This is a genomic window from Marinobacterium litorale DSM 23545, from assembly GCF_000428985.1.
Taxonomy (GTDB): domain Bacteria; phylum Pseudomonadota; class Gammaproteobacteria; order Pseudomonadales; family Balneatricaceae; genus Marinobacterium_D; species Marinobacterium_D litorale.
Map to the genome: position 1 here is coordinate 1 of NZ_AUAZ01000027.1, position 22,948 is coordinate 22,948.

Here is a 22,948-nt window from a genome sequence, read left to right on the forward strand (position 1 = left end):
TTCGTCAGGCCAGTGCTTTGCCTTCGGCTTCCTTCAGATTCCACCTCGCGATGGACACCCTTGCCGTTCGGCTAGTGGTTCCCCTTGCCGGGCCCACAGAGGACTTGCACCTCCAAATCATCCGACCGCCACCACGCGCGTCGGAACAGCGCCCGTCAAGGCGCTACGCGCCATGCCTGGCGCACCAACAAAAAGCCGGGCTAAAAAGCCCGGCCAAAAACAACAAAACGACGATCAGTCATCAGTTACTAAAGACAACGGTGCGTTTACCGCTGAGGAAGACACGCTTTTCGACGTGGTAGCGCACTGCGTTAAACAGGGTGATGCGCTCGATATCCTGCCCTTTCGAAACCAGGTCTTCCGGGTAGTGGGCGTGGTCCACGGGCTGGATCCCCTGGGTGATAATTGGCCCTTCGTCCAGATCGTTGTTGACGTAGTGCGCTGTAGCACCCACCATTTTTACACCCTTCTCCCAGGCCTGATGATAAGGGCGCGCGCCCTTGAAGCCCGGCAACAGGGAGTGGTGAATATTAATCGCCCAGCCATCGAGCTTTTCACACATCTCCGGTGAAAGTACCTGCATGTAGCGGGCAAGCACGACCAGATCGATATCGTACTGGTCAAGCAGATCGAGGATCTGTGCTTCCTGCTTCGGCTTGGTTTCCGGAGTGATCGGGAGATGGTAGTAGGGAATTCCATGCCATTCAGCCAGAGATCTCAGATCCGGGTGATTGGATATGATCACGGGAATTTCGATATCGAGCTGCCCGGTACGGTGGCGGAACAGCAGGTCATTCAGGCAGTGGTCGAATTTGGAAACCAGGATCGCAACGCGTTCGCGATGCCCCGGTGCGGTGAGGCTCCACTCCATGTCGAACTCAGCAGCCCGTGGTGCAAAACACTCGTCAAAATGGGACGGTGTAAAGTCCTCACCCTGCGGCTGAAACTCGATACGGATAAAAAACCGTTCGCTGACTCGATCATCGAACGAGTGGATTTCGTCGATGTAGTTCTTCGACTCCGCCATAAAGCGGGTGACCACATCCACAGTACCAAGACGGCTTGGACAGTGCGCAGTAAAAATCCAGGAATCAGGCAGAGAACTCATCGCTATCTCCTTTGGGAAAAGGGCAAGCCGGGCCGGTAAAACTCAGGCTCTTAACCCGGCTCGCCTAAAACGCTTAGCTTTTGATTACCAGCCCGTATTCACGGCTGGCATCCTGCAGCCAGAGCCACAGGTAATCGGCAAAGCTACGACGAATAACCAGTTCCCAGGTATCTTCGCTGCTACGGCGGACCAGCGCGGTGCTCTTGGCAAACACGGAACCGGCCACTTTACCGACCGGGAACTGACTCGGATGAACATCCAGCGCGGTGCTCTTTTTAAGCACATCAATGGCGTTGGGTCCGGACAGTTCCAATATAGTCTGTCCACCGCTGACGTTGACCACCGAATAGTGGCCTTCGATTGCAGCGCGCAGACCGCGCTCCACTTCAAACGCCTGATCACCCGGCAGCACGACCAGCCACTCATCCGGGCTGATCCAGCGAACGGACACACTGCCCTTCTCAACCGACGTCAGCGGTTGGGTCGGCAGCGCCACCCCAAGTACCGCTTCACAGCCGCTCATGAAGCTCTGGTTGTCCTGGGATCCACGCAGTGTCAGGTGGCCCAGCAGCTTGAGTTCACGCAGCAGGACACCGCCGGCGCGCGGGTTGCGCGCCGCCAGCTTGTCCATTTCCGCATGGTACAGCGGGGACTCGGCGCGCACGTCGCGTCCCGGCAGCTGGTTCATAACCGCCACAGTGGCGACTTCGTTTTCCGGTGCAAGTGTCTCAGACATTCTGACGCTCCCCTTTCGGATCGAGGAAGATCGGGCTGCAGATTTCAGCTTCGATCACGCGGCCGTCGGCCAGCGGGTAGTAAACGGATTCGCCCATGCGGTCGTGACCGCCTTTAATGACGCCCAGTGCGATACTGCGGCCCAGGTTGGCACTCCAGTAACTGGATGTAACATGGCCCAGCATCTTCATCGGAATCGGCTGATTCGGATCATCAACAGCCTGGGCTCCTTCCGGCAGTACCGCCTTTGGATCCTTCGGCTTGAGGCCCACCAGCTGCTTGCGATCCTTGCGAACACAGTCCTCACGAACCATGCCGCGCTTACCGATGTAGCTGAACGGCTTGTTGTTGGAAACACACCAGCTCATGCCCAGGTCGATCGGCGTCACGGAGCCGTCGGTATCCTGACCGGCGATGATGAAACCTTTCTCGGCACGCAGAATGTGCATGGTTTCAGTGCCGTACGGCGTCAGGTTGTACTTGGCGCCGTGCTCGAACAGTTTTTCCCAAACGTGCATGCCGTAGTTGGCCTGAACGTTGATCTCGTAAGACAGCTCACCGGTGAAGGAGATACGGAAGACGCGGGCCGGGACGCCAGCCACGGTGCCTTCACGCCAGTCCATGAACTTGAAGCTATCCTTGTCCAGATCGATATCATCACACAGCTCGGACAGCAGCTTGCGGCTGTTCGGTCCGGAGATCGTCATGGTCGCCCAGTGATCGGTGACGCTGGTGAAGTACACCTCCAGCTCCGGCCATTCGGTCTGATGATAAAGCTCCAGCCACTCCAGAACGCCAGCAGCACCGCCGGTGGTGGTGGTCATGACGAAGTGGTTTTCGCCCAGGCATGAGGTCACACCGTCATCGAACACCATGCCATCTTCTTTACACATCAGGCCGTAACGGCACTTGCCAACAGCCAGTTTGGCCCAGGCATTGGTGTAAACACGGCCCAGGAACTCACGCGCATCCTTACCCTGAATGTCGATCTTACCCAGGGTAGACGCATCGAGGATCCCGACGCTCTCGCGGGTTGCGGTGCATTCACGATCCAGTGCCTGCTGCATGGTCTCGCCCGCTTTCGGGAAGTACCAGGGACGCTTCCACTGACCCACGTCCTCAAACTTGGCGCCGTTCTCCAGGTGCCACTTGTGCATGGCGGAGTAACGCTTCGGATCAAACAGTTCGTTGCAGTTTCGGCCCACAATGGCACCGAAGCTGATCGGCGTGTAGTTGGGACGGAACACGGTTGTGCCGGTATCCGGTATGGTCTTGCCCAGCACTTTGGCGGTGATCGCCATGCCGTTGATGTTACCCAGCTTACCCTGATCGGTACCGAAGCCCATGGCGGTGTAACGCTTAACGTGTTCGATGGACTCGAAACCTTCACGGGTCGCCAGCTCAATACCGGCTGCGGTTACGTCGTTCTGGTAGTCCACAAACTGCTTCGGCGCACGGCTGGTCGGCTTGGTATGCGGGATATGGAACAGCGCCATCGGCGTTCCTTCACGCACAGTGCGCACATTCGGCAACTGGGTGTCGGCAGCGGTCAAGCCCAAACGGCTTGCAGCCTCTTTACCGGCCTTAACGCCCTCAGCCAGCACTTTATCCAGCGCGTAGGTACCGTTGATACCACCGGCTGTAAGCTGTTTCTGAACTGTCGCACCCGGTACGAAACCGATAATTTCGTCGTTCCAGACCGGACGGCTGCCGGTATGGCAGGACAGGTGTACAACCGGGCTCCAACCACCGGAACTGGCCACGGTATCGCAGCTCAGATGCTGTACTTTGCCGGTGACCTTCTCGCCCTTGGCGTCGATGGAACCAACGGAAACACCGCTGACACGCTTCTTGCCTTGAACGTCGATCACGGCACTGCCGGTGACAACCTTGATACCGCGCTTGCGTACCGCTTCGATACGCTCGCCCTGCGGGTTAGCACGGGTATCGACCACGGCCACCACTTCACGACCGGTATCCGCCCAGTCCAGAGCGGTCTGGTACGCGGTATCGTTGGTGGTCATCAGAACCAGCTTGTTACCCGGTACCACGCCATAGCGATTGATATAGGTCGAAACAGCGCCTGCGACCATGCAGCCCGGCACATCGTTGTTACCGAATACCAGCGGACGCTCGTGCGCGCCGGTAGCCAGAACAACCCAGTGCGCACGTACACGATGCATCCGCTGACGGATCTGGCCTTCCGGCGCTTTATCAGCGATGTGATCGGTACGACGTTCATGAATGGTCAGGAAGTTGTGATCATGGTAGCCGTTCACGGTGGAACGCGGCAGCATCATCACGTCCGGCATCTTAGCCAGCTCGTCAACGATCTCCGCCGCCCAGTCAGCCGCCGGCTTACCACCGATACGCTCACGACTGGAGAGCAGGTGACCACCAAACTCGTCCTGTTCATCAGCAATAATAACGCGCGCGCCGCTGCGGGCGGCCGTCAGCGCAGCCATCAGGCCCGCGGCACCACCGCCCACAACGAGAACGTCGCAGTGCTGGTTCATGTTGTCGTATTCGTCCGGGTCATTGACCAGCGGAGCACGACCGAGGCCAGCTGCCTTGCGAATAAATTTCTCATAGGTTTCCCACATGGATTGCGGGAACATGAAGGTCTTGTAGTAGAAGCCCGGAGGCATCATTTTACCACCGACCTTGCCAAACGCGGCCATCATGTCGGACTCGGCGCTGGGCCAGCCGTTGGTCGCGCTGCACACCAGTCCGTCGAACAGCTCCTGCTGAGTTGCGCGCACGTTCGGCACCTGGGTCGCTTCGGTCGCACCCACCTGCAGAACTGCGTTTGGCTCTTCAGCACCGGCAGCGACGATACCGCGCGGACGGCTGTATTTGAAACTACGACCGACGATATCAACGCCGTTGGCCAGCAGTGCAGATGCAACGCTGTCGCCTTTGTAGCCTTTGTACTGACGACCGTTATAGGTAAAGGTCAACGCCTTGGAACGGTCGATGCGGCCTCCTGACTGGAGGCGGTTTTTCTGGCTCATTCTTTCCGCTCCTTAACCCTTGGCAACCACTTGGGGCTGCTCGCCGATCTTGTAAACTTCTTTGATCTCGTAGCTGACCGTGTCGCGGGTCACATTGAAAAACTTGCGACAGCCGGTGCTGTGATACCAAAGCTCGTGATGCAGACCGCGTGGGTTCTTGCGGAAGAAGACGTAGTTGCCCCACTCTTCATCGGTGCAGTTATCCGGATCCGCCGGACGGGCGATGTGCGCCTGTCCCTTGGCGTGGAACTCTTCTTCTTCGCGATGCTCGCGGCAGTGCGGACAGTAGATATAAAACATCTGTTACCCCCTCAGTGAGCAACGCCGGCGGCGCCGTGTTCATCGATCAGCGCGCCGTTGTGGAAACGGAACATGGAGAACGGCTTGGCCAGCGGGTGCGCCTCACCTTTCGCCAACGTGGCGGCGAAGACGTTGCCGGACCCCGGAGTCGCCTTGAAACCACCGGTACCCCAACCGCAGTTGAAGAACAGGTTCTCAACCGGCGTATCGGAGATAATCGGGCACGCATCCGGGCAGGTGTCGACGATACCACCCCACTGACGGTTCATGCGCACGCGGCTGAACTGCGGGAACAGCTCCACGATCGCCTGCAGCGTATGCTCGATCGTCGGGTAGGAACCGCGCTGGCCATAGCCGTTGTAACCATCAATACCGGCACCGATGACCAGGTCGCCTTTATCGGACTGGCTGACGTAACCGTGTACGTGGTTGGACATAACTACAGTGTCGAGGCACGGCTTGATCGGCTCAGACACCAACGCCTGCAGCGGGTGCGATTCCAGCGGCAGCTCAAAGCCCGCCATCTTGGCCATCACACCGGAGTTACCGGCAGTCACACAACCAACCCGGTCAGCCATGATGTCGCCGTGGCGATTGGTTTTCACGCCTACGATCGCGCCATCTTCGATAATCATATCGACGACTTCGCACTGCTGGATCAGATCCACGCCATAGCTGTCAGCACCGCGGGCGAAGCCCCAGGCCACGGCATCGTGACGTGCAACACCGGCACGCGGCTGCCAGGACGCACCCAGTACCGGGTAACGACGGTTCGCGGAGCAATCCATGTTCGGCACGATCTCCTGTACACCTTTGGTGTCCAGTACTTCACCGTCGATACCGTTCAGGCGGTTGGCGTTAACGCGACGCTGAATATCACGCATATCCTGCAGCGTGTGACCCAGGTTGAGTACACCACGCTGGGAGAACATGACGTTGTAGTTCAGGTCCTGAGACAGGCCTTCCCAGAGTTTCATCGCATGCTCATACAGGTGAGCTGCTTCGTCCCACAGATAGTTGGAGCGCACGATCGTGGTGTTACGGGCCGTGTTACCGCCGCCCAGATGACCTTTCTCGATCACAGCCACGTTAGTGATGCCGTGCTCTTTGGCCAGGTAGTACGCGGTCGCAAGACCGTGACCACCACCACCTACGATGATGACGTCATACTTCTTCTTCGGCTTCGGATTGCGCCAAGCCCGCTGCCAGTTTTCGTGATAGCTCAGACTGTGCTTTAACAGTCCAAATCCTGAATAACGCTGCATAACGTCAGCTCCACATTTAATTTGTTACTACCTATGGCACTTATATCGACCATTGCGAGCGGCCCTTAGGCTGCGCAGAAGGCTTCTTAGCGATAGACCGGGAAGTCAGCACAGAGAGCCAGCACCTGCTCTTTCACTTCGGAGATTTTGCTTTCCAGCTTCTTCTCGTTTTCCAGCACGTCGAGAATGTCGGCGATCCAGCCTGCCAGGCTGCGGCAGTGGGTTTCCTTGAAGCCACGAGTAGTCACCACCGGAGAGCCGATACGCAGACCGGAAGTCACGAACGGAGACTGCGGATCATTCGGTACAGCGTTCTTATTTACGGTGATATTGGCGCGACCCAGAGCAGCATCAGCCGCTTTACCGGTCAGCCCCTGCTTGATCAGACTGAGCAGGAACAGGTGGTTATCGGTGCCGCCGGAAACCACGTCATAGCCACGCTGGATGAATACATCAGCCATCGCCTGCGCATTCTTCACAACCTGAGCCTGGTATTCAGTGAACTGGGGATCCAGTGCTTCCTTGAATGCCACCGCCTTGGCTGCGATCACGTGCATCAGCGGGCCACCCTGTCCGCCCGGAAATACCGCGGAGTTCAGTTTCTTTTCCAGATCCGGGTTGGACTTGCACAGGATCAAACCACCACGCGGACCGCGCAGGGTTTTGTGTGTAGTGGTGGTAACGACGTCAGCGAACGGCACCGGATTCGGGTACTGACCGGCAGCAACGAGACCGGCCACGTGCGCCATATCGACGAACAGGTATGCACCGACCTTGTCAGCGATTTCGCGGAACTTGGCCCAGTCAACGATGCGGGAGTATGCAGAGAAGCCAGCCACAATCATTTTCGGCTTGTGTTCAACGGCCAGCGCCTCAACCTGCTCGTAATCGATTTCGCCGGTTTCGGCATTCAGACCGTACTGTACGGCTTTGTAGATCTTGCCGGAGAAGTTAACGTGCGCACCGTGGGTCAGGTGACCACCGTGAGCGAGGCTCATGCCCAGAACAGTATCGCCCGGCTCGCACAGCGCCATGTAGACTGCGGCGTTAGCCTGAGAACCGGAGTGCGGCTGAACGTTGGCGTAATCAGAACCGAACAGTTCACAGGCGCGATCGATCGCCAGCTGCTCGACTTCGTCAACGTATTCGCAACCGCCGTAGTAACGCTTGCCCGGGTAACCTTCAGCGTATTTGTTGGTCAGTGCGCTACCCTGCGCCTGCATCACGCGCGGGCTGGTGTAGTTTTCCGACGCGATCAGTTCAATATGCTCTTCCTGGCGCAGGGTCTCGCGGCTCATCGCAGCCCACAGCGCTTCGTCGAAGTCTTGAATTACTTCTTTTTTCGAAAACATCTTCATCTCCTCGAAGGCCGGACCCGCAGGTCAGGCAAGTCATTCCGGCACTGCCGGAAGGCACGTTTAGTTCTGAGGGATGGTATAGGGCGCGTGCCAGCGTATGATGTTTCCCAACGCCCCGGTAATGTCGAATTGCGACACGAAAATCGGCATCAGGACAAATCCACTTCTAAAGGAAGATAACGGGAGGTTTCAATGAGTGATCCAACATACACCCCGCCAAAGATCTGGACATGGGACTCTGCCAGCGGGGGCGAGTTCGCCAGCATCAACCGGCCGGTTGCGGGCGCTACGCACGAGCACACTCTGCCCCGTGGGGATCATCCGATTCAACTTTACTCTCTGGCAACACCAAACGGCGTCAAAGTAACCATTATGCTCGAGGAGTTGCTGGCACTTGGTCATCAGGAAGCGGAATACGACGCCTGGCCGATCCGCATCACTGAAGGCGACCAGTTTGGTAGCGGGTTTGTGGAGATCAATCCGAACTCCAAAATCCCCGCCATGCTGGATACCAGCATTGAACCGGCACAGCGGGTGTTCGAGTCCGGCTCGATCCTGCTTTATCTGGCTGAAAAGTTCGGTGCCTTCCTGCCGGACAATCCGGCAAAGCGCACAGAAACCCTGAACTGGCTGTTCTGGCAGATGGGCAGCGGCCCCTTCCTGGGTGGCGGTTTCGGTCATTTTTATAACTACGCGCCGGAAAAGTACGAGTACCCGATTAACCGCTTCACGATGGAGGTAAAGCGTCAGTTGGATGTACTGAACAGGCAGCTTGCTGAGTGTCGCTACGTCGCCGGCGAAGAGTACACCATTGCTGATATGGCGATCTGGCCCTGGTATGGAGCCCTGGTACTGGGTCGGCTCTATGGTGCCGGCGAGTTTCTAAGCGTTCAGGACTACCCGCACCTGCAGCGCTGGGCCAAGGAGATCGATGAGCGCCCCGCTGTTAAACGCGGGCGCCGGGTTAACCGCACCTGGGGAGACCCATCTGAACAGCTGCCGGAGCGCCATTCTGCGTCCGACTTTTAGGCTCATCAACGAGTAGGAGCGCCTCATGCCCCGCGGCTCCCGTCGTGGCCATCACGGCCCGTCAACCAAACAGCCCGTTAACCTGACGGGGGCCTGGGAGGTTTTCAAAACCATCTGGCCGTACCTGTGGGAGTTTCGGGCTCGCATGGGGTTTGCCTTTATCCTGCTGGTGATGGCCAAGCTGGCGACAGTCACCATGCCCTGGGCACTGAAGCATATCGTCGATGGGCTGGATCGCACCCAGCAGCAGCTCATTGCGGTCCCTGTGCTGATGCTGGTGTTTTACGGTGTATTGAGGTTTAGCGCCGTCTTCTTCAGTGAGGCGCGGGACGCCGTCTTTAGTCGGGTGACAGAGCGCGCCATGCGGCGGATGGTGCTACGTGTCTTCCGTCACCTGCATGCGCTCGAACTGGAGTTCCACCTGTCACGTCAGACCGGCGGTATCTCACGCGATATTGACCGGGGCGGAAACGGTTTCGGCTTCCTGATGCGAATGTTGGTATTCAACATCGTCCCCACGCTGATCGAGCTGGCGTTGGTAGCCGGGATTCTGCTGATTAACTTCAGCGCCTGGTATGCACTGATTATCCTGTTCAGCGTTGGTACCTATATCTACTTCACCGTAGTCACCACCGAGTGGCGTAACCGCTTTGTGCGCGAGATGAACCAGCTTGACTCGGCAACCAACACCCGCGCCATCGACAGCCTGCTCAACTACGAAACGGTCAAATACTTCAATAACGAAGCCTTTGAAGCCGAGCAGTATGACCAGAACCTGGCGCGCTGGGAGTCGGCCCGACTGAAAACCCGGCTCACCTTGATGCTACTAAATAGCGGCCAGGCACTGATTATCGCGGCAGGCATGGTGCTGTTGCTCTGGCTGGCCGCATCGGATGTGGTCAGCGGTGAGATGACACTGGGCTCGCTGGTGATGATCAATGCCTACATTCTTCAGCTGTTCATGCCCCTGAATTTCTTAGGCATGGTGTATCGGGAAGTACGCCGGGCGTTAACCGACATCGAAAATATGTTTGCCCTGCTGAAAAAAAGCCCGGGCGTCAGCGACCCGCCCGGTGCACAACCGCTCAAAGTCAGCCAGGGGGCGATCGAGTTTCGTAACGTAAATTTCAGCTACCATCCGGAACGCCCCATTATTCGTGATCTCAGTTTCCGGGTAGAACCAGGCCAGAAAGTTGCCATCGTCGGGCCCAGCGGTGCAGGCAAATCCACGCTGGCTCGTCTGCTATTCCGTTTCTACGATCTGAACAGCGGCGAGATCCTGATCGATGGACAACCGATTAGCGCGGTAACTCAGCTAAGTCTGCGCAAAGCAATCGGCGTCGTGCCCCAGGACACCGTGCTGTTTAACGACACCTTATTCAGTAACGTGGCGTATGGCAGGCCCGAGGCGGAACCCGAGGAGGTCGAAGAAGCGATTCAGATGGCCAACTTAGACGCATTTATCCGCGCATTACCCGAAGGCAACCAAACCCGTGTGGGAGAGCGGGGACTCAAGGTTTCCGGCGGGGAAAAGCAGCGTGTCGCCATCGCCCGGGTCATTCTTAAAAGGCCCCCCATACTTCTATTCGACGAAGCCACATCCGCGCTGGACAGCGCCACCGAACAAGCGATCCTGGGAGCCCTGAATAACCTGGCAAAGCATCATACCAGCTTGGTAATCGCTCACCGTCTCTCCACCGTGGCCGATGCCGACCAGATCCTTGTTATGGATCAGGGAGAGATCGTGGAACGCGGAACACACCTTCAGTTGCTCGCATTGAATGGCCGCTATGCCCAGATGTGGCGGCTACAAAGGGATTATGACGAGCAACCTAAAGATGTGTCGCATTGAGTATTCTAAAAGACGCTTGAATAAATTATCGCAGCACATCACAGACTTAAAATGCACGCATTGATCACAGATTAACCAAGGTACTACGATATGAAGTGCAGCCACGAAGCCTGTAGTGCGACCGGCCCCATGAGCCCGCTGTTCCGGGATTTCCAAAACTTTTTGCAGTCCTGCATCGACGAGCTGGATCAGCTCTGCGAACAAGAGGATTCCGCTTCCGCCAATCAACGGTTGAGCGAGTCGAACGCTGGATCTGACAATGATCGTTAAGCGCTGCGAACTCGCAAAGCTCCGCAAAAAAGGGGCGTAGAGACCCGCCCCCTGCTTTCCCCTCGTTTCCCTCAAGCCCTTGAGAGACCGATCCAAACAACTGCCCGACTTTCCCACTCCTTACCAGACCAGGAGGGCGAGGTTTCGAAAAATAACGATATAAAGTGGTTACAAGATAAAACCTCAGATGCAACCAAGCAGCCCAGTTCAGAGCGTATCAGACCAGATCATATAGCGGTTCTTACCGGCCCGTTTGGCGGCATACATGGCCCTATCGGCCCGCTGCTGCAACACGGAGAAGTCACGGCATTCAGGCCCGGACAAAGCCACACCGATACTGGCGGAGACCTGATCGACCTGATCCTGGCCCCAGGTCGCATCGCTGATCGCTTCCAGCAGCCGCACGAGCACCCCGGTAACGTCATCCACCGAGTGCAGCTGCGGCATCAGCAGCACGAACTCATCACCGCCAATACGGGCGGCCACGTCCGCACTGCGCAGACCACAACGGAGTACCTCTGCCAGCTCGATCAGCAGGTTATCCCCACATTGGTGACCAAACCGGTCGTTGACCTGTTTAAAGTTATCCAGATCCACCACGCAGACCGCACTGAAACTCTTCTGCCGTGCTTCCAAAGCGAAAATCTGCTCCGCCATCTCTTCAATGCGCCGTCGATTGGCGAGCCCGGTCAAAGGATCAATATGCGCCAGCCGCGACAACTCTGTGTTAGCCAGGCGCAAAGCTGTGGACTGTCGGAAGCTGCGTCCTACAGCCAGCACAATCACCAGAGTCAGAGCGACCACCAACCCGGCAAGCAACGCGGGCATTACGCCCAGATGCGGCTGCTCCTCAAACGCGATCTCAAACTCCCAGTTGTGCCCGCCCAACTCAAGATCAAAGCGATACTCTTGCCCGCTGGGCCAGACAGTCGCCTGCCGCGGGTAGATCTGGACTGCCTGCGGTTCGCTGATATCCACAAGCCGCATCTGGTACGGCTGCTCCAGAATCGGGTTCAACCGCTCGGTAAGCAGAATTTCCGGGCGCAAAAGCAGCACCAGAAATCCTCTCAAACGCTCCAGTGTAAAGGGTTCCCCCCCAGCCTCGAAAACCGGCTGAAAGATCGCCACCGCCCAGGGGCCATCACCGTCCTGAACAATTGGAAAGGGGGGCGTCGTGTACCTTTGCCCCGCCAGGGCGCGCTGAATCGGCCCCGACTCACCGATAAAACGCCAGGTGACATCCAACCCGATCGCCCGGCGATTGAGGTTCAACGGTTCACTGTACGTTATGGGAAAATAGGTGGGCCGGGCCTGTGCCGGTTGTGAAGAAAGAGACGCGTTATCCAGTTCAAAAATACCGTCGGCTGCCAAGCCCCGGGCCTGAAGGTCCGCCTCGTGGGCCGGGCGCTGAGCGGCGCCTACCTTCGGAGCCCAATGCACGGCATAGACGTCAATACGCTGGGGTAACAAGGTACTGGAGAACTGACGATATTCGATATCGGTGACATGTTCGGAGGCCTGAAAAAACGCGGTGTAGGCCTCCAGCACCTGCTCGGCGTCGCCCAGCAGATCCTGTGCCCGGAACGCCTGAACCTGAGCCAGCTTACGCAGGTTTGCATCCTGGCGATTCTGCTCCAGAAGACTGGATACGCTGTAAGCCTGCCAGGCACCGAATCCACCGGCAACTGCAATCAACAGAAGCAGCCCCAGTTGATAGATCGAGTCGCGGTGTTGCACCTGAACCCCTCTGCTCTGCCCGTCCCTGAATGAGCTTGAATACGCCTTCAGCTAACAGTACAGACGCAAACAGCGGGAATTGCAACGCCGTTGCTGTGCAGGCTTCACGTAAATAGAAGCATCAAATTAAATAAGCAGCGTTTATTATTTTAACTTGGCCGCTAAGTTAAAATAAAAGCACCGCATGAGATTAACACCAAGCGACAGAGCCGAATCAAGCAAGCAATGCTGGCATTGAGGCGGCTGGACGTCACACGGCCAAAAGACCGCGAGAGCGGCCTTTTGGCCGTTACGATGAAGCACGCTCAGCTAACCTGAGCGCGCAGTTTCTCCCCGGCCAGTTTCGCCGCAGGATGCAGCTGTTCGCCCCCTGCTGCGAGGCAGTCAAACAACTGGCCCTTCATCCGGCGCGACCAGAACTTCTTCACATGGCCTGCCACAATATCCGCAACGGCTGATTCATCGCCGGCGCTGATGTTGTTGAGGGCGATCTGATTGATCATCTGAATCAGATGTTCCTGTTCACTCTGAAACATGTTCGGCTCTCACTAAACGGGGTTCTTTTTCTGTTTCACTGTCCAAGCGACCGGCGTAGATCACATGACGGCCTGGGCGTGCAAATCCGATCAGGTTCATGCCTGCGCTAGATGCGTGCTCTACGGCCAATGCTGTCGGCGCGGATACGGCAACCAGGCTCGAGATACCGGCTGCATTGCACTTGTTGACCATCTCGTAGCTGGCACGGCTTGAGATCAGCACAAAGCTCTCGCTGTTTGCAGGATACTCATTGCGGTTCTCGGCACGGGCACCGATCAATTTGTCGAGCGCATTATGCCGACCCACATCCTCCCTGAGCAGCAGAATCTTGCCGCTCAGGTCACACAGGGCGGCACCATGCACTGCTCCGGTGACGGATTGCAGCGGCTGGTTCGCTTTCAGCCCGGACAACGCAAACTCGATGGCCTGACTCTGGGGCAGCGCAACCGCCTCGACCGGTTTAGGTGCATTTACAGCCTGCTGCAGCGACTCTGCACCGCAGAGTCCACAGCCGGTGCGACCGGTCAGGTTGCGGCGATGCGCCTTGAGTTTAGCGAAACACTCGCTGGCGATCTCGATATGGAGCTCGATGCCCAGCGCATGCTCCTCCACCTCGATGTCATAGAGTTGGTCCGGGCGTTCGATAATCCCTTCAGAGAGACTGAACCCAACCGCAAACTCCTCGAGCCAGATTGGGCTTGCCATCATCACCACGTGGGAGAGGCCGTTGTAAACCAGTGCTACCGCGACCTCTTCCGCCAACAGATCCCGGGTTGTTTCCAACCCGGTTTCCGGTACAGCGTCGAATCGGCGCTGTACCGGAAAGGCCTTGCAGCCCTTTTGCGCTTTCACTTTCCGCCTTCCACAACCGTGCCAGCTTCACGCAGGAACTTCTGCTGACGCTGGTTGTTGTCCTGGAAGCTTTTCTGCCACTGGGAAGGTTGGCTCACCTTCTCGACCTGAACCGCTGTCACCTTGTACTCAGGGCAGTTGGTCGCCCAGTCGGAGTTGTCGGTGGTGATCACGTTGGCACCGCTGCCCGGATGGTGGAAAGTGGTGTAAACCACACCCGGCTGCATCCGTTCGCTGATGCGTGCACGCAGTACGGTCTGGCCGGCGCGACTGGTGATACCGAGCCAGTCGCCGTCGTTGATACCGCGCTCTTCGGCATCGTGCGGATGGACCTCCAGGATATCTTCGTCATGCCATACCTGGTTGTCGGTACGGCGTGTCTGGGCGCCCACGTTGTACTGGCTGAGAATACGACCGGTGGTCAACAGCAGCGGGAAGCGGCGGTTGGCACGCTCGGTAGTTGCCACAAACTCGGTGATGGCGAACTGCGCCTTGCCGATCGGGAAGCTCTCCACGTGCATGATCGGCATACCGATCGGGTTTTCAGCGTTACACGGCCACTGCAGGCTGCCGTGCTGCTCCAGCTTGTCATAGCTGACACCGGCAAAGCTCGGGGTCAGGGCTGCGATCTCATCCATGATCTCGGACGGATGGCTGTAGTTCATCGGGTAGCCCAGCGCATTGGACAGCTCGACGGTCACTTCCCAGTCCTCTTTGCCGGCGATCGGCAGCATCACCTTGCGTACACGGTTGATACGGCGCTCGGCGTTGGTGAAGGTCCCGTTCTTCTCCAGGAAGGTGGAACCCGGCAGCAGCACATGGGCGAACTTGGCCGTTTCGTTGAGGAAGATATCCTGCACGATCAGGCAGTCCAGGGAGCGTAGCGCTTCCTCCACATGCTGAGTGTTCGGATCGGATTGTGCGATATCCTCACCCTGTACGTACATGGCGCGGAAATGTCCGGAGATCGCGGCATCGAACATGTTGGGGATACGCAGTCCCGGCTCATCGTCGATCTGCACACCCCAGGCGGCTTCAAAACGGCCCCGTGCTGCGGCATCGGAAACATGCTGGTAGCCCGGCAACTCGTGCGGGAACGAGCCCATATCGCAGGAGCCCTGCACGTTGTTCTGACCGCGCAGCGGGTTAACGCCGACACCGTCACGACCGATGTTGCCGGTGGCCAGGGCAAGGTTGGCAATACCCATCACGGTGGTGGAACCCTGGCTGTGCTCGGTAACACCCAGGCCGTAGTAGATCGCTCCATTGGGTGCCTTGGCATAGGCCCGCGCCGCTGCACGGACGGCCTCAGCCGAAACGCCGGTAATCTCTTCCACCGCTTCCGGCGCGTGACGCGGATCGAGAATAAACTCGCGCCACTTGGCGTAGGCACCATCATCACAACGGCTGGCGATAAACTCGCCATCTTCCAGGCCTTCGGTGACGATCACATGCGCCAGCGCGTTGACCATCGCCACGTTGGAACCGGGGCGCAGCGGCAGGTGCATGGAATCACCCAGATGCGGCGTATCCAACAGATCGATATAACGCGGGTCGGCCACGATCAGGCTGGCACCTTCGCGCAGACGACGGCGCAAGAGCGAGCCGAATACCGGGTGGGCATCGGTGGGGTTGGCGCCGATCACCAGTACACAATCCGCCTTCATAACGGAATCGAATGTCTGGGTGCCGGCGGATTCGCCCAGTGTCTGCTTAAGGCCGAAACCGGTGGGACTGTGGCAGACACGAGCACAGGTGTCAGTGTTGTTATTACCAAACGCGGTGCGGATCAGCTTCTGTACCAGATAGGTCTCTTCATTGGTGCAGCGTGAAGAGGTGATACCACCCACACTTTCGCGACCGTGTTCAGCCTGGATCTCTTTCAGGCGCTTGGCAGCAAAGCCGATCGCCTCCTCCCAGCTCACCTCTTTCCACGGCTGATCAATGGCGTCGCGGATCATCGGCGCGCGGATGCGGTCTTTGTGCGTGGCGTAACCGAAGGCGAAACGGCCCTTCACACAGGAGTGACCGTGGTTTGCTTCACCGCCTTTGTACGGCACCATACGCACGACCTGATCGCCCTTCATGTCAGCCTTGAAGGAGCAACCGACACCACAGTAGGCACAGGTGGTCACGACGCTGTGCTCAGGCTGACCCATTTCGATGACGGAGTTTTCCATCAGGGTCGCTGTCGGGCAGGCCTGAACGCAGGCACCGCAGGAGACACACTCGGAGTCGAGGAAGTCTTCATCCTGACCCGCCACGACCTTGGAGTCGAAACCGCGGCCGTCGATGGTCAGTGCAAAGGTGCCCTGCACTTCCGAGCAGGCACGCACGCAGCGTGAGCAGACGATGCACTTGCTGGCATCGAAGGTGAAGTAGGGGTTGGAGGTGTCTTTCGGTGCGTCCAGATGGTTCTCGCCATCGAAGCCGTAACGCACTTCACGCAGACCCACGGCGCCTGCCATATCCTGCAGCTCGCAGTCACCGTTCGCCGGACAGGTCAGACAGTCCAGCGGATGGTCGGAGATATACAGCTCCATGATGTTGCGACGCAGCTTGGCCAGCTTGTCGTTCTGGGTGGTCACCTTCATCCCGGCTTCCGCCGGCGTGGTGCAGGAAGCGGGCAAGCCACGGCGACCCTCGATCTGTACCGCACAGATACGGCAGGAACCGAAAGCGTCCAGGTTGTCGGTGGCGCAGAGTTTCGGAATATTGATATCGGCCAGCGCTGCGGCACGCATGACGGAGGTGCCTTCCGGCACACTGATTTCGACGCCGTCGATCTCCAGCGTCACCAGTTTTTCGCTCAGTGACGCCGGAGTACCGTAATCCCGGTTGTGATCGAGAGTAGGATCAAAATGCTGCAACATGATCAGGCCTCCTCCGCCAACGCTTGAGCGTCAGACGCGTTTTTCACAAAATCTTCCCCGAAGTACTTCATCGCGCTCTGTACCGGGAAAGGAGTCATGCCGCCCATGGCACACAAAGAGCCATCCAGCATGGTTTCACACAGGTCGGAAAGCAGTTCAAGGTTAGCATCCACATTCTGACCCGAGCGAATACGGTCGATCACCTCGACACCGCGAGTGGAACCGATACGGCAAGGCGTGCACTTGCCGCAGGACTCGGCAACACAGAACTCCATCGAGAAGCGCGCCTGCTCGCCCATGTCGACGGTATCGTCGAACATCACCACGCCACCATGCCCCAGCACCGCACCGACCTTGGAAAACGCTTCATAGTCCAGCGGCGTATCCCACTGACTTTCGGGCAGGTAAGCACCCAGCGGGCCACCCACCTGAACCGCACGCAGCGGACGCCCGTTACGGGTACCACCACCAAACTCGAACATCAGCTCACGCAGCGTCGGGCCGAACGCCAGTTCCACCAGACCGCCCTGCTTCACATTGCCAGCGACCTGAAACGGCAGTGTGCCGCGTGACCGACCCATACCGCAGTCGGCATAGGCCTGTGCGCCCTTATCGAGGATAAACGGCACAGCCGCCAGCGAGAGTACGTTGTTAACGACCGTGGGCTGACCGAACAGACCGACTATGGCCGGCAGCGGCGGCTTGGCACGGACCAGGCCGCGCTTGCCTTCAAGGCTTTCCAGCAGCGAGGTCTCTTCACCGCAGATGTAAGCGCCAGCGCCGATGCGCACTTCCAGATCGAAGTGGCGGCCGCTGCCGAGGATATCTTCACCCAGCAGGTTGTTGGCGTAGGCGGTTTCGATGGCTGCGTTCAGGTTCTTGTCCGCCAGCGGGTATTCGGAGCGCAGATAGATGTACCCCTGGGTCGCACCGACAGCAAGGCCGGCGATGGTCATGCCTTCGATCAGCATGAACGGATCGCACTCCATCACCAGACGGTCGGCGAAGGTACCGGAGTCACCTTCGTCGGCGTTACAGACGATATATTTCTGCTCGCCTTCGGAGCCCGCATCCAGAACCGTCTGCCACTTGATCCCGGTGGGAAAGGCTGCACCACCGCGACCGCGCAGGCCGGATGCTTTTACCGCATCAACGATGCTCTGAGCATCTAGGTTCAGCGCGTTACGCAGTCCCTTATAGCCATCGTGGGCCTGATAGTCTTCCAGCGACAGCGGATCGGTCACACCGGCACGAGCAAAGGTCAGACGCTGCTGACGCTTCAGATACGGGATCTCTTCAACCAGTCCCAGCGCCAGCGGGTGCGCGGTTTCACCATTGAAGAACTCGGCTTCGAACAGGGAATCCACATCCTTCACGGTGACCGGGCCGTAGCCGAAGCGACCGTCCGGCGTATCCACTTCGATCAGAGGATCCAGCCAGTAGAGTGCACGGGTGCCGTTGCGAACGATGTTCAGCTCGACTCCCTGCTCTTTAGCTTTCGTCTCGATCAAGCGGGCAACGCGGTCCGCCCCCAGTGCCTTGGCAGTGGTGTCGGAGGGAATATAAATACGGGTAGCCATTACTGCACCTCCAGCCGTTCGGTACGCAGGCTGTCGACCAGCTCATCAAAGCTCTCCGGCGTCATGCGGGCGTAAATCTCGTCCCCCACACGTACAGATGCGCCACAGGAGCAGTTGCCGAGGCAGTAGACCGGTTCCAGCGTTACGGCGCGGTCTGCGGTCGTGCCGTGGTAATCCACTCCAAGAGAGGCCTTGGCATGGGCCTCAAGTGCACGGGCACCCTGCGCCTGACAGGCTTCAGCCCGGCAGATTTCAACCACATGACGACCGGGCTGCTGAGTGCGGAAGTGGTGATAAAAGCTGATCACGCCATGGACTTCAGCGCGAGACAAACGCAATGCCGGCGCTATAAGCGCAACCGCCGCTTCGGGTATATAGGCAAATCGATTCTGAATCGCGTGCAGTATTGGAAGCAGGGCGCCGGGCTTGGATTTCAGCTCATCAATAATGGCGCCAGCCACTTGCGGATCCCAGGGTGCGCTACCGGGGGTACTCATTATTCAACCTCCTGCCACAAATATGCACAAAACTACATATTTAAATGGAAGCATTGCTATTATATTGGGCGTCAAATTACCATTAGACGCGTCTATTACAAATATGAAATAAAATGCCTATTCATAAGATCAGTATTGTTCCGACCTGGTCCTTTCGCGATCAGAATGGCCGCGAGCTGGACCCCCAACTGTTTATGCTTTTGCGCCAGATTGAAGCTCAGGGCAAACTGACTGCCGCGGCCAAAACGGCCGGTATCTCCTATCGGCACGCCTGGAACCAACTCAACAAATGGGCGGATTTTTTCGGTTCGCCACTGGTGGAGCTTGAAAAAGGCCGCGGCGCAAAGCTCACCCCCCTGGGCGACAAACTGCTTTGGGCTGAAAAGCGTGTCATCGCCCGGCTGGAGCCTCAGCTCGACAACATTACCTCCGAACTCAATATAGACCTTTCTCGCTTGCTCTCCGGAGTGCGGCCGAGCCTGCGTATGCATGCCAGCCACGGCTACGCGGTCGAGCTGCTGCCTCAACATGTCCAGGATTTCGAGCTGGACCTGCAATACAAAAACGCCAGGGACGCGCTGGCTTCCCTTACCCGGGAACAATGTGACCTGGCCGGCTTTCACCTGCCGCTGGGTCAGATTGGCAGACAGATGTCCGAAACCCACTTTCGCTTTCTGAAGCCACGGGCTCATAGGATCATTCGCTTTATCACGCGCCAGCAGGGGCTGATGGTGGCACCGGGCAACCCGCTCGGTGTGAGCAACCTGCATGACCTGTTCGGTCGCGGTGTTCGGTTTATCAACAGGGAACCCAATTCGGGCACCCGCTTGCTGCTGGATGCACTGCTGGCTCAGGAGGGACTGGAAAACAGTGAACAGCTTGAGGGCGGTGGCACGGAGTTTACTCATTCCGCTGTCGCCGCTCACGTGGCCTCGGCGATGGCCGATGCGGGGTTTGGCGTTCAGGCGGCAGCCAGCCAGTTTGGTCTGGCGTTTATCCCCTTGGCCCGGGAGCACTATCTGTTCGTCTGCCATCATCGCACCCTGGAACAGCCCGCCTGTCGCAATTTAATCGATTTACTGAGCAGCAATACATTTCGCGAAGCGGTGCACAAGCTACCGGGATATGACGCCGAAGCCTGTGGCAGTGTCATAACCGTTGAGGAGCTGATGGACGGTCTGCCCGGCTAAGCGATCAGCCAGGCAGACCTCCTGATCAGTATTCGACGACCACGTCACCCTGCGGCACACTGCAGCAGGAGAGGAAGTAACCTTCCGCCACATCTTCATCGGTGATACCGCCGTTGTGGGACATTTCGATTTCACCGTCAATGCGCTTCACCTTACAGGTACCGCAGATCCCCATACCGCAGGCCTTGGGAATATGCATACCCAGCTTGGCAGCGGCTGCATGAACGGTTTCCCCCGGTGCGATACGCACGCTCTTGCCGGTCTTGGAAAACTCCACGTTGAACATATCGCTGGCTGCGATTGCATCCAGGTCTTCCGCCGCCTGCTCGGCGTCCTGAACCGCCTGCTCTTCGACGGTTTCAGGCGTCGCACCAAAGGACTCCTCGTGGTAGTGCTTCATATCGAAGCCGGCGTCTTCCAGCATGCGGCGAATCGCCTTCATGTAGGGCGTCGGGCCACAGCAGAACACCTCACGCTCCATGAAATCCGGAGCGATCATATCGAGCTTGATCCGATCCAGAAAACCACGGTAACCCGACCAGGTCTGACCCGGTTCTACCTTCTCGCAGATCAGGTGGAGATCAAAGTTACCGATGCGTGAAGAGATCGTCTCCAGCTCGCGCTGATAGATAATGTCCTTTGGCGTGCGTGCACTGTGTACGAACACCATATCGATATCCGCGTTGGTGTCGAACGCCCAGCGGGTCATCGACATGACCGGCGTGATACCCACACCGCCCGAGAGGAACAGTACCTTCTGGGATGGGAAATCGATGCTGTTGAACGCCCCGACCGGACCGTGAACCGCCAGCTCGGTGCCTTCCACCATATTATCGTGCAGCCAGTTGGACACCAGACCACCCGGCACCCGCTTCACGGTAATGGAGAAACTGTAAGGCACGGATGGCGAGCTCGAGATGGTATAGGAGCGGAAGATCTGCTCACCCTCAATCTCCAGCTCCAGAGTCACAAACTGCCCTGGCTTGAAGAAGAACATGACCGGCTGCTCAGCCATGAAGCAGTAGGTGTTTACATCCCAGGTTTCCTGAATGACCTTGACACAGCGAACCGCATGGCGGCCGTTGCTCCAGGTCTGGGTTGTAACCGGTATGAACGCATCTGCATTGACGATCGATACACTCGGGTTGTTCATGGCGTTGACATCCTGAAACGGGTGTTGGGTTCACCCCTCTTTAGGGGGTTGCGTTGTGGAGGCCATTTTCTGAGCAACACCTCTGAACCACTTATTCCTGAGCGACGCGAAATTGTCTCAAAACAACCAAATGGGCCTTTTCGCTACCCCCCCTGTCTTAAACAGAATTGATTCATGTCGCGAACAGAATATTGCCCCTACAAACTCAGGGGCAGCATTGCCCGCAAGACACCACCCCATGGTCTCAGCAGACGCGAGCGGGGTATCGGGTCGGTTAAGCGAAGCCCCTTAAAAGGGCACACACCCACTTGCAATGAGATGACTCAACCCATGACACAGAACGATCTGCTTAACCTCAGCTATAACAGCCTGGATCAGGCCCGTGAAGAGATGACCGGCATGCTCAACGAGCGTCGTCGCGACTACTCGCTGCCGCAACCCCTCTACAACGATCCGCACATGTTCCGGATCGACATGGAAGAGATCTTCCAGAAGGAGTGGCTTTTCGTGGGTATGACCAGTGAAATCCCGACCAAGGGTGACTACTTCACGGTCGAGATTGGCCAGAACCCGGTACTGGTGGTTCGCGGTACCGACGGCACCGTCAGCGCATTCCACAACAGCTGCCGTCACCGCGGCTCGCGCATCTGCTCAGAGCATCGCGGCAAAGTGGCTAACCTGGTTTGCCCTTACCACCAGTGGACATACGACCTGAAAGGCAACCTGCTGTACGCCGGTACCGAGATGGGCGAAGAGTTCGATATGAAGCAGCACGGCCTGAAAAAGGCACACTGCAAAACGGCAGGCGGCTTTATCTTCGTATGCCTGGGTAAAGAGGAGCCGGAAGGCGACTTCGATGAGTTCCTGGCCACGCTGGAAGAGTACATGGAGCCGTACGACGTGGAGAACACCAAGCTCGCCGTCGAATCCAACATGTACGAGAAAGCCAACTGGAAGCTGGTCATTGAGAACAACCGTGAGTGCTACCACTGTGAAGGCAGCCACCCGGAACTGCTCAACACCATCCTGGAGTGGGATGACACCAACGACCCCCGCGCACCCCAGTCCTTCCTGGACCACTACGCGCGCATGGCCGCCGAGTGGGACGCAGAAGGCATTCCGCACGAGCACAAGAGCTTCGGCGTGCGCAACCGTATCGTTCGTATGCCGCTGAAAGAAGGCACGCAGGTCATGACCATCGACGGTCAGGAAGGCTGCAGCAAGCTACTGGGACGAATTAAAAACCGCCAGCTGGGCTCCATGCGTATCCTGCACCTGCCGAACTCCTGGAACCACATGCAGAGCGACCACTTCATCGTGTTCCGCGTGCTGCCGATCTCTCCCCAGGAATCACTGGTTACCACCAAGTGGTTTGTACACAAGGACGCTGTTGAAGGCGTGGATTACAACCCGGAGCGCCTGCGCCAGGTCTGGGATGCCACCAACGACCAGGACCGTCGCCTGGGTGAAGAGAACCAGCTGGGTATCAACTCGGTCGGTTACGAGCCGGGGCCCTACTCCAAGACGTTTGAGTTTGGCGTTATCAACTTCCTGGATTGGTACAGCGACACTGTGCTGAAAAACCTCGGCTAAGAGCT

At 57.8% G+C, this 22,948-nt stretch carries 18 protein-coding genes; 5 read left to right on the forward strand and 13 right to left on the reverse strand.

The genetic code is table 11. The annotated features are described in order from the left end of the window. Positions 1–241: 241 nt before the first annotated feature. The 6 genes from purU to glyA all read right to left on the reverse strand — a co-directional run bounded on the left by purU (position 242) and on the right by glyA (position 7,774). A complete protein-coding gene (gene purU / locus G403_RS0116970; protein WP_027855039.1) occupies positions 242–1,108 on the reverse strand; it encodes a formyltetrahydrofolate deformylase in 867 nt (288 codons plus the stop codon). Positions 1,109–1,181: 73 nt separating this feature from the next. Further along, positions 1,182–1,844 carry a sarcosine oxidase subunit gamma gene (locus G403_RS0116975; protein ID WP_084404092.1) on the reverse strand — a complete coding sequence of 221 codons (663 nt, stop codon included), beginning with the start codon at positions 1,842–1,844 and terminating at the stop codon, positions 1,182–1,184. Next, positions 1,837–4,857 carry a sarcosine oxidase subunit alpha gene (locus tag G403_RS0116980; RefSeq protein WP_027855041.1) on the reverse strand — a complete coding sequence of 1,007 codons (3,021 nt, stop codon included), beginning with the start codon at positions 4,855–4,857 and terminating at the stop codon, positions 1,837–1,839. Before G403_RS0116980 ends, G403_RS0116975 begins: the two co-directional genes overlap by 8 nt. Positions 4,858–4,869: 12 nt before the next feature. Next, entirely contained in the window at positions 4,870–5,157 is a 288-nt protein-coding gene (locus G403_RS0116985; protein ID WP_027855042.1) for a sarcosine oxidase subunit delta, read from the reverse strand. A gap of 11 nt (positions 5,158–5,168) precedes the next feature. After that, positions 5,169–6,422 (reverse strand): sarcosine oxidase subunit beta family protein, encoded by a 1,254-nt coding sequence (locus G403_RS0116990; protein ID WP_027855043.1) that lies wholly within the window; start codon positions 6,420–6,422, stop codon positions 5,169–5,171. Positions 6,423–6,508: 86 nt separating this feature from the next. Further along, positions 6,509–7,774, reverse strand: coding sequence for a serine hydroxymethyltransferase (glyA, locus tag G403_RS0116995; RefSeq protein WP_027855044.1), 1,266 nt, complete (start codon positions 7,772–7,774; stop codon positions 6,509–6,511). Between the two features lie 198 nt (positions 7,775–7,972). Between glyA and yghU the strand changes: the two genes are divergently transcribed. The 3 genes from yghU (at position 7,973) to G403_RS0117010 (ending at position 10,931) form a co-directional block, all read left to right on the forward strand. Continuing rightward, complete coding sequence (gene yghU / locus G403_RS0117000; protein WP_027855045.1) at positions 7,973–8,809, forward strand: glutathione-dependent disulfide-bond oxidoreductase; 837 nt, start codon at positions 7,973–7,975, stop codon at positions 8,807–8,809. Between the two features lie 25 nt (positions 8,810–8,834). Next, the gene (locus G403_RS23765) at positions 8,835–10,661 is read left to right on the forward strand and encodes an ABCB family ABC transporter ATP-binding protein/permease (protein ID WP_051299203.1); all 1,827 of its coding nucleotides are present in this window, start codon (positions 8,835–8,837) and stop codon (positions 10,659–10,661) included. Between the two features lie 90 nt (positions 10,662–10,751). Beyond that, positions 10,752–10,931, forward strand: coding sequence for a hypothetical protein (locus G403_RS0117010; protein ID WP_027855046.1), 180 nt, complete (start codon positions 10,752–10,754; stop codon positions 10,929–10,931). Between the two features lie 207 nt (positions 10,932–11,138). On the opposite strand, the gene G403_RS0117015 is transcribed toward G403_RS0117010, so the two are convergent. The 6 genes from G403_RS0117015 to G403_RS0117040 form a co-directional block, all read right to left on the reverse strand. Then, positions 11,139–12,668: a GGDEF domain-containing protein gene (locus tag G403_RS0117015; RefSeq protein ID WP_027855047.1), complete on the reverse strand. Its 1,530-nt coding sequence runs from the start codon at positions 12,666–12,668 to the stop codon at positions 11,139–11,141. 305 nt (positions 12,669–12,973) lie between these two features. Beyond that, positions 12,974–13,204: a formate dehydrogenase subunit delta gene (locus G403_RS0117020; protein ID WP_027855048.1), complete on the reverse strand. Its 231-nt coding sequence runs from the start codon at positions 13,202–13,204 to the stop codon at positions 12,974–12,976. After that, the gene (fdhD, locus tag G403_RS23770) at positions 13,191–14,057 is read right to left on the reverse strand and encodes a formate dehydrogenase accessory sulfurtransferase FdhD (RefSeq protein WP_051299204.1); all 867 of its coding nucleotides are present in this window, start codon (positions 14,055–14,057) and stop codon (positions 13,191–13,193) included. Before fdhD ends, G403_RS0117020 begins: the two co-directional genes overlap by 14 nt. Then, positions 14,054–16,930, reverse strand: a complete 2,877-nt coding sequence (gene fdhF / locus G403_RS0117030) for a formate dehydrogenase subunit alpha (RefSeq protein WP_027855049.1) — start codon at positions 16,928–16,930, stop codon at positions 14,054–14,056. The genes fdhD and fdhF overlap by 4 nt, the downstream gene beginning before the upstream one ends. Before the next feature lie 2 nt (positions 16,931–16,932). Then, complete coding sequence (locus G403_RS0117035) at positions 16,933–18,510, reverse strand: formate dehydrogenase beta subunit (protein ID WP_027855050.1); 1,578 nt, start codon at positions 18,508–18,510, stop codon at positions 16,933–16,935. Beyond that, positions 18,510–19,007 carry a formate dehydrogenase subunit gamma gene (locus G403_RS0117040; RefSeq protein WP_027855051.1) on the reverse strand — a complete coding sequence of 166 codons (498 nt, stop codon included), beginning with the start codon at positions 19,005–19,007 and terminating at the stop codon, positions 18,510–18,512. The genes G403_RS0117035 and G403_RS0117040 overlap by 1 nt, the downstream gene beginning before the upstream one ends. Positions 19,008–19,120: 113 nt before the next feature. Here G403_RS0117040 and G403_RS0117045 point away from each other — a divergent pair, with 113 nt between their 5' ends. Beyond that, positions 19,121–20,197: a substrate-binding domain-containing protein gene (locus tag G403_RS0117045; RefSeq protein ID WP_027855052.1), complete on the forward strand. Its 1,077-nt coding sequence runs from the start codon at positions 19,121–19,123 to the stop codon at positions 20,195–20,197. A 25-nt stretch (positions 20,198–20,222) separates the two neighbouring features. Here the strand turns inward: G403_RS0117045 and G403_RS0117050 are convergent, their stop codons facing one another. Next, the gene (locus G403_RS0117050) at positions 20,223–21,350 is read right to left on the reverse strand and encodes a 2Fe-2S iron-sulfur cluster-binding protein (RefSeq protein ID WP_027855053.1); all 1,128 of its coding nucleotides are present in this window, start codon (positions 21,348–21,350) and stop codon (positions 20,223–20,225) included. Positions 21,351–21,680: 330 nt separating this feature from the next. Between G403_RS0117050 and G403_RS0117055 the strand changes: the two genes are divergently transcribed. Further along, positions 21,681–22,943, forward strand: a complete 1,263-nt coding sequence (locus G403_RS0117055) for an aromatic ring-hydroxylating oxygenase subunit alpha (protein ID WP_027855054.1) — start codon at positions 21,681–21,683, stop codon at positions 22,941–22,943. The last annotated feature ends 5 nt before the right edge of the window (positions 22,944–22,948 follow it).